The organism is Streptomyces malaysiensis subsp. samsunensis (genome assembly GCF_024519315.1).
Classification (GTDB): Bacteria; Actinomycetota; Actinomycetes; order Streptomycetales; family Streptomycetaceae; genus Streptomyces; species Streptomyces malaysiensis.
Genome location: NZ_JANIIC010000148.1, coordinates 1 through 6,266, shown reverse-complemented (window position 1 = coordinate 6,266; position 6,266 = coordinate 1). Strand labels below are relative to the sequence as shown.

Sequence of the window (6,266 nt, the reverse complement as noted above, 5' to 3'; positions counted from 1 at the left end):
CCGACCCCGCCCCCCGCCCCCCCCCCCACCCCCCCCCCCCCCGCCCCCCCCCCCGCCCCCCCCGCCCCCCCCCCGGCCCCCGCACCCCCCGCCGTAAGGCTGTGCAACGGCACCCCCGCGACATCCGCGGCATGATCGTCCTCGATCACCAACACATCGGGCGCCGCCTCGCCCAGCACCCCCAGCAGGGCATCCCGCCGCGACGGCGAGAAACACCCGCCGTAAGGGTTCTGCCCACGCGGACTGCACACCACGGCCCGCGCTCCGGCCCGCAGCGCCGCCCGCAGCGAGTCCGGCCGGATCCCCTCGTCGTCCACGGCCACCGGCAAGCACCGCAGCCCCAGCGCCGGGACGAGGTCCAGCAGATGGTGGTAGCCGGGGTCCTCCATCGCCACCGCGTCACCCGGCCTGAGCTCGACCGACAGCAGCCGGGCCACACAGTCCAGCGCGCCATGGGCGAAGGTGAGGTGCTCGGCCGCCACGCCGTCGCGCTCGTACCAGGCGCGGGTCAGCTGCTCCAGACCGGGCAGCCGGGGCTGCGCGCGGTGCGACCGGAGCCCGGGGGACAGCCGGATGGCCGGCAGCAACGCGGGGAGGAAGGCCGGATCGGGGTGACCGCCCGCCAGATCGCGCACCCCCTCCGGCACCGGCGGCGGGCGGCGCGAGGCGACCGCGGGCGTCGGCGCGACCACTGTGCCGCCCCGCCCGTGGGTCACCACGATCCCGCGCCGCCGCAGCTCCTTGTAGGCGGTCGCGACGGTGCCGGGGCTGACGCCCAGCCGCTCGGCCAGCCGGCGCACCGGGGGCAGCGCGGTGCCGGGCGCCAACGCCCCCTCCACCACGCCCTGTTCGACGGACGCGGCAATCCCCTTGGCCGACGCACCGATGATCTCATATTGTGTCGCCACAGAAAACACTCTGTACCAATACAAAACTGGATGTCAAGGGGGACCAGAGTGGGCAAGCCAACGCGGGCCACCGCGCTCAGCGACCGCATCCCCGGCGGCCGGGACGGCCGACGCATGCTGATCGTCACCTTCGTCGACCGGATCGGCTCGGGCCTGTGGGGCGCGACCGCGACGCTCTACTTCACCTACGCCGCCGGGCTCAGCACCGCCGCGATCGGCGTGCTGCTCGCCGTGTCGGGAGCGATCGGCATCGCCGGCCCGCCCGTCGGCGGCCTCCTCGCCGACCGACTCCCGCTACGCCCACTCCTGATCACCCTCCAAGTCGTCCGCGCCGCCGCCTCACTCGCCCTCCTCACCACCACCGACCTCCGGCTCCTGCTCGCCATCACCTCGGTGGGCAGCCTCGGCGACCGCGCGGTCTCCGTACTGACCAAGCTGTACGCGACCCGTGTCGCGGGCCCCGACCGCGCCCGCTACCAGGCCATCAACCGCACCGCCATGAACGTCGGCTGGGCCGTCGGCGGTCTCGCGGCGGCCGCCGCACTCACCGACGGCACGGTCACCGTCTACCGCTGGCTCCTGATCGGCGACGCGCTCTCCTTCCTCGCCTCCGCCCTGTTCACCCTCGGCTGCGCCGAACCGCGCTCGGCCTCCCGCATCGCGGCCAAGTCCACTCCCGCGCCGGGGGAATCCGTACAGCCGAGGAAATCCACGCCCGGGGAAAGTACGCACGAGGAATGCACGCCCGAGGAATGCACGCCCGAGGAATCCGCACCCGGGATTTCCGCCGCCCTCGCCGAATCCGCCCTCGCCAATTCCGCGCCCGCCGAATCCGCCCCTGCCGAATCCAGCCCCGCGCCCCACAAGACGAAGACCCCCGCCCCCAACCCCTGGCGAGACCGCCGCTATCTCGCCTACACCGCCAGCGAAGCGGCCCTCTTCCTCGACGACTCCGTCTTCAAGGTCGGCCTGCCGCTGTGGGCCGTGACGGCCACCAGCGCACCGCATCAACTCGTCCCGCTGCTGCTCGTCCTCAACAACGTGCTCGTGGTGCTCTTCCAGGTCCCGTTCGCCCGCTTCGGCGCAACCCCGCACACCGCACGCACCTCGCTGTGGCCGCTGGCCTGCGCCTTCCTTCTCGGCGGGGCCGCGCTGGCCGCGTCGACCGTGGTCGACGCGCCCTGGCTCGCGGCCGTGACGCTGGTGCTGGCCGCCACCGCCTTCACCGTCGCGGAGATGCTGCACGCCACGATCTCCTGGGAGCTGTCCGTCGTCCTCGCACCGCCCACCGCACAGGGCGCCTACCTCGGTGTGCACGGCCTGGCCCAGGCCGTGCAGCGCAGCGCGGGACCGCTCGCGGTGACGGCGGCGATCGCGGCGGGCCCTCTCGGCTGGCTCGGCCTCGGCGCCGGGCTCGCCGCGATGTGCGGCGCCCAGCGCCACCTGGTACGGGACCGCGGTGACGGAGCGTTGTCAGTGGCCCCGGTTACGGTGAGTGAGCACTGAACATCCGCGCGGAGGGGGAGCCATGGCGCACGCCGGACAGAGGGGTCAGGACCGGAGCCGCCCCGGCAGGCACCGGAGCAAGCACCGCAAGACGAAGACGAAGACGAAGACGCACACGAAAGCGCAGGCAAACAGGGATACGAGGACCAGGACGAAGCACCGGAGGAGGAGCCGGACCGCCCGGCGCGTACTGCGCAGGGAGGTGCCCAGCACCGTGGCCCTGCTCGCCGACGAGCGGGATTTCGCAGCCATGCGGCAGTACGGGTCGTTCGCCTTCGACGACCACGGAGCGTATCTACGGGAAGTGGAGGGGCTGCTGAAGGCGCTCGCGGCCAGGGGCGTCCACACCACCGTCGCCCTCTTCGACCCCGTCGCCTACGAGGAGTTCTGCGCGGACACCCGGCTCGACCCGGACACCCCCGCGAGCCGCACTCGCTATACGGCGGAGCGGGCCGCAGCGGGCGGCACGGTCACGTACGAAGGTCAGCCGGTCGACCGCCTGGTGCCACGGCTCATCGGCGTCGCCGAGGAGCAGGCCACCTGGGAGTACGCCACGGCGCTGCTCTCCCGCGCCGGCCACCATGGGGAGTGCCACGACGACGACACCGCACGGGCCGCGTTCGAGCGCGCCGGGGCCGCGCTGCGCGCGGCTGTGGAGGCGGCCGGGCCAGGCATGCACCATCTGGTGTGCAGCGTCCCGGCGGACGGCACCTCGCTGGTCGCCGTGCTCCACGCCGACGCCCGGGAAGCGGGCCCGCCGCAGCTGTCCGAATCCTCGGCGCTGGTCTTTCGCACGGTCCTGGCCTGCGGGTTCGCCCTGCGCCGCCCCGGCGGTCTGGTGTTGCGCACCATCGCGGCGGACACCCCCGAGACGGTCCGCGGCTGGGCGCTGCACGACGGCTGGCTGCGTCCGCTGAGCGAGGCGGAGGTGTTCACCGCGTACTGCACCGATGCCGATACCGGTGAACCCATCCCCCCGGAGCACGGCGTCGAATACCGGGCGGGTATCCCGCTCAGCCGCCCGGAATGACCGGACGTTCGCAATGACCGGACGCCCGGAATGACCGAAGGCGTCCCGCCACGCGGCGGGACGCCTTCACCGAAACCCATGAGCGCACCGGTACTTCACCGGCGGCTCATCGGGAACCGAGCCTCATTCGCCGGACAGCACCGCCTGCGCCGCCCGCCGCGCGTCCTCGGCGGTGTCCGCCGCGCGAGCGGCGGACGCGGCCCGCTCGCACTGCGCCAGCGTGTGCTTGGCCAGCGTCGCGCGCACATACGGAATGGACGCCGCGCCCATGGAGAGGCTGGTGACCCCCAGACCGGCCAGCACACACGCCAGCAGCGGATCGGAGGCGGCCTCACCGCAGACACCGCAGCTCTTGCCCTCGGCCTGCGCGGCCTCCGCCGAGGCCGCCACCAGGTCGAGCAGCGCGGGCTGCCACGGGTCCTGAAGCCGTGAGACCGCGCCCACCTGACGGTCGGCCGCGAAGGTGTACTGCGCCAGGTCATTGGTGCCCAGCGACAGGAACTCGACCTCCTGGAGGATCGAGCGCGCCCGCAGCGCGGCGGACGGAATCTCCACCATCGCGCCGAACTTGGCCCGCAGCCCCGCCTCACGGCACGCGTCCGCGAACGCCTTGGCGTCCAGCCGGTCCGCCACCATCGGCGCCATGACCTCGAGATAGACCGGCAGCCCCTCCGACGCCTTGGCCAGCGCCGTGAGCTGCGTCCGCAGCACCTCGGGGTGGTCCAGCAGAGTACGCAGACCGCGCACGCCCAGCGCCGGGTTGGGCTCATCGGCCGGGGTGAGGAAGTCCAGCGGCTTGTCCGCGCCCGCGTCCAGGACCCGCACCACCACCCGGCCCTCGGGAAACGCCTCCAGCACCTGCCGGTACGCCGTGACCTGCTTCTCCTCCGACGGCGCCTGGGTGCTGTCATCGAGGAAGAGGAACTCGGTGCGGAACAGCCCCACACCTTCGGCGCCAGCCTCGACCGCCGCCGGCACATCGGCCGGACCGCCCACGTTCGCCAGCAGCGGCACCTTGTGCCCGTCCGATGTCGCGCCCGGACCGGAGGAGGCGGCCAGCGCGGCCCGGCGCTCCTCGGCGGCCCGCGTCAGCTCGGCCCGCTTCTCCTCGCTCGGGGACACGAAGATCTCACCGCTGCTGCCGTCCACGGCGATCAGCGTGCCCTCGACCAGATCCCCGGCACCGGGCAGCGCGACCACGGCCGGCACCCCCAGGGCCCGGGCGAGGATCGCGCTGTGGCTCGTCGGCCCGCCCTCCTCGGTCACGAACCCCAGCACCAGCGTCGGGTCGAGCAGCGCGGTGTCGGCGGGCGCGAGGTCCCGCGCGATCAGCACATACGGCTCATCACTGTCCGGCACACCCGGCATCGGCACGCCCAGCAGCCGCGCCACGATCCGGTTCCGCACATCATCGAGGTCGGCCACCCGGCCCGCCAGATAGTCCCCGGCCCCCGCGAGCAGCGCCCGGTAGGCGGCGAAGGCGTCGTACACCGCGCGCTCGGCGGTGCTGCCCACGGTGATGCGCCGCTCGACATCGGCCATCAGCTCCGGGTCCTGCGCCATCATGGCCTGCGCTTCGAGCACGGCCTGGGCCTCGCCGCCCGCCAGGTTGCCGCGCGCGACCAGATCGGCCGCCACGGCCTCCACCGCCTGACGGGCCCGCCCCTGCTCACGCTCCGCCTCATCGGCCGGAATCTGCTTCGCCGGCGGCTCCAGGACCGCCGTCCCCATATGGCGCACCTCGCCGATGGCCACCCCGTGGCTCACTCCGACGCCTCGCAGCGTTGTCTCCATGTCACCCGTCCCCGGTCGATACGGCGGAACTCCGCCATGGTGGATGTCATACCAGCAGTGCGCCGCCCGGCCCGGTCCCCGTCGGCCGCCGGGCGCACGCCCCGCTCACCAGTTGAAGAGCGCGTCGCCCGCCTTCACATCGACGTCCTCCTTGACGTCGGAAAGGGCTTCGGCCGTGGCCTCGAGCGCCACGATCGGGCAGATCGGCGACTTGCCCGCGGCCACGGCGGTGGCCGGGTCCCAGCGCACGATCGCGTCCCCCCGCTTGACGGTGTCCCCCTTGTTGATGAGCACCTCGAAGCCCTCACCGTTCAGCTGCACGGTGTCGATGCCGAGGTGGGTGAGTACACCGTGCCCCTCCCCGTCCACGACGACGAAGGCATGCGGGTGCAGGGAGACGACGATGCCGTCGACCGGGGCCACGGCCACAAAGGGCTCGAGCACCGGATCGATCGCCGTGCCCGGACCCACCATGGCGCCGGAGAACACCGGATCGGGAACCGCTTCGAGTCCGATCACGCGTCCGGCGACCGGTGAGGTCACGCTGGTCATGGGAGCCTCCCGGGATGAAGAATCATCACGCGCTGTCACCACCTGTCCCGGACAGCGCACTGCCCAGAAGAGTAAGTCATAGGAACTTTGGATTCCGCACACGTGGCGCAGGCAGGAGAAGGCGCCCGGGTCAGGAATCGATTTGCCACGGCCGCGCGGGGCGCTGTACTGTCGTACCCCTGCCCACCGGATGAAGCACTGCGGTCATCTGCGTGTACATCCAGGATCAGGGCGGCGCCATCAGTTACTTGATCCAAATCTCGGATCCGCTTTCGCATGCCTTGCGAAAGACACGGGTAAGAGAGCGGAAAATAGTCTGATAGCGTGTGAAACACCGAAGGGAAGCGCCCGGAGAAGCCGGTGAAACGGTTTCGAAAGAAGCGTCCGTTCCTTGAGAACTCAACAGCGTGCCAAAAGTCAACGCCAGATATGTTGATACCCCGTCCATCGGTTTGGACGAGGTTCCTTTGAAGAAA

6 protein-coding genes are annotated in these 6,266 nt (G+C 72.0%); 2 read left to right on the top strand and 4 right to left on the bottom strand.

The window, feature by feature from the left end:
• The coding region (locus NQU54_RS49655) for a GntR family transcriptional regulator (protein WP_308408553.1) at positions 1–908 on the bottom strand (908 nt) is incomplete at its 3' end.
• A gap of 48 nt (positions 909–956) precedes the next feature.
• On the opposite strand from NQU54_RS49655, the gene NQU54_RS47865 reads away from it, so the two are divergent.
• Both NQU54_RS47865 and NQU54_RS47860 read left to right on the top strand, forming a co-directional pair.
• Positions 957–2,414 carry an MFS transporter gene (locus NQU54_RS47865; RefSeq protein WP_308408552.1) on the top strand — a complete coding sequence of 486 codons (1,458 nt, stop codon included), beginning with the start codon at positions 957–959 and terminating at the stop codon, positions 2,412–2,414.
• A gap of 22 nt (positions 2,415–2,436) precedes the next feature.
• Positions 2,437–3,444: a DUF8829 domain-containing protein gene (locus NQU54_RS47860; RefSeq protein WP_257636536.1), complete on the top strand. Its 1,008-nt coding sequence runs from the start codon at positions 2,437–2,439 to the stop codon at positions 3,442–3,444.
• A gap of 123 nt (positions 3,445–3,567) precedes the next feature.
• Here NQU54_RS47860 and ptsP read toward each other — a convergent pair whose 3' ends face one another.
• From ptsP to NQU54_RS47845, 3 genes are all read right to left on the bottom strand, one after another.
• A complete protein-coding gene (gene ptsP, locus NQU54_RS47855) occupies positions 3,568–5,238 on the bottom strand; it encodes a phosphoenolpyruvate--protein phosphotransferase (protein WP_257636535.1) in 1,671 nt (556 codons plus the stop codon).
• 105 nt (positions 5,239–5,343) lie between these two features.
• Complete coding sequence (locus NQU54_RS47850) at positions 5,344–5,790, bottom strand: PTS sugar transporter subunit IIA (protein ID WP_069871488.1); 447 nt, start codon at positions 5,788–5,790, stop codon at positions 5,344–5,346.
• 244 nt (positions 5,791–6,034) lie between these two features.
• Positions 6,035–6,266: hypothetical protein (locus NQU54_RS47845; RefSeq protein WP_257636534.1), on the bottom strand; the 232-nt coding region annotated here is incomplete at its 5' end.

Excerpts from the sequence above, each read along its gene's own strand:
- NQU54_RS47860 (WP_257636536.1), top strand. The coding sequence starts at position 2,437 with ATGGCGCACGCCGGACAGAGGGGTCAGGACCGGAGCCGCCCCGGCAGG.
- ptsP (WP_257636535.1), bottom strand. The coding sequence starts at position 5,238 with ATGGAGACAACGCTGCGAGGCGTCGGAGTGAGCCACGGGGTGGCCATC.
- NQU54_RS47850 (WP_069871488.1), bottom strand. The coding sequence starts at position 5,790 with ATGACCAGCGTGACCTCACCGGTCGCCGGACGCGTGATCGGACTCGAA.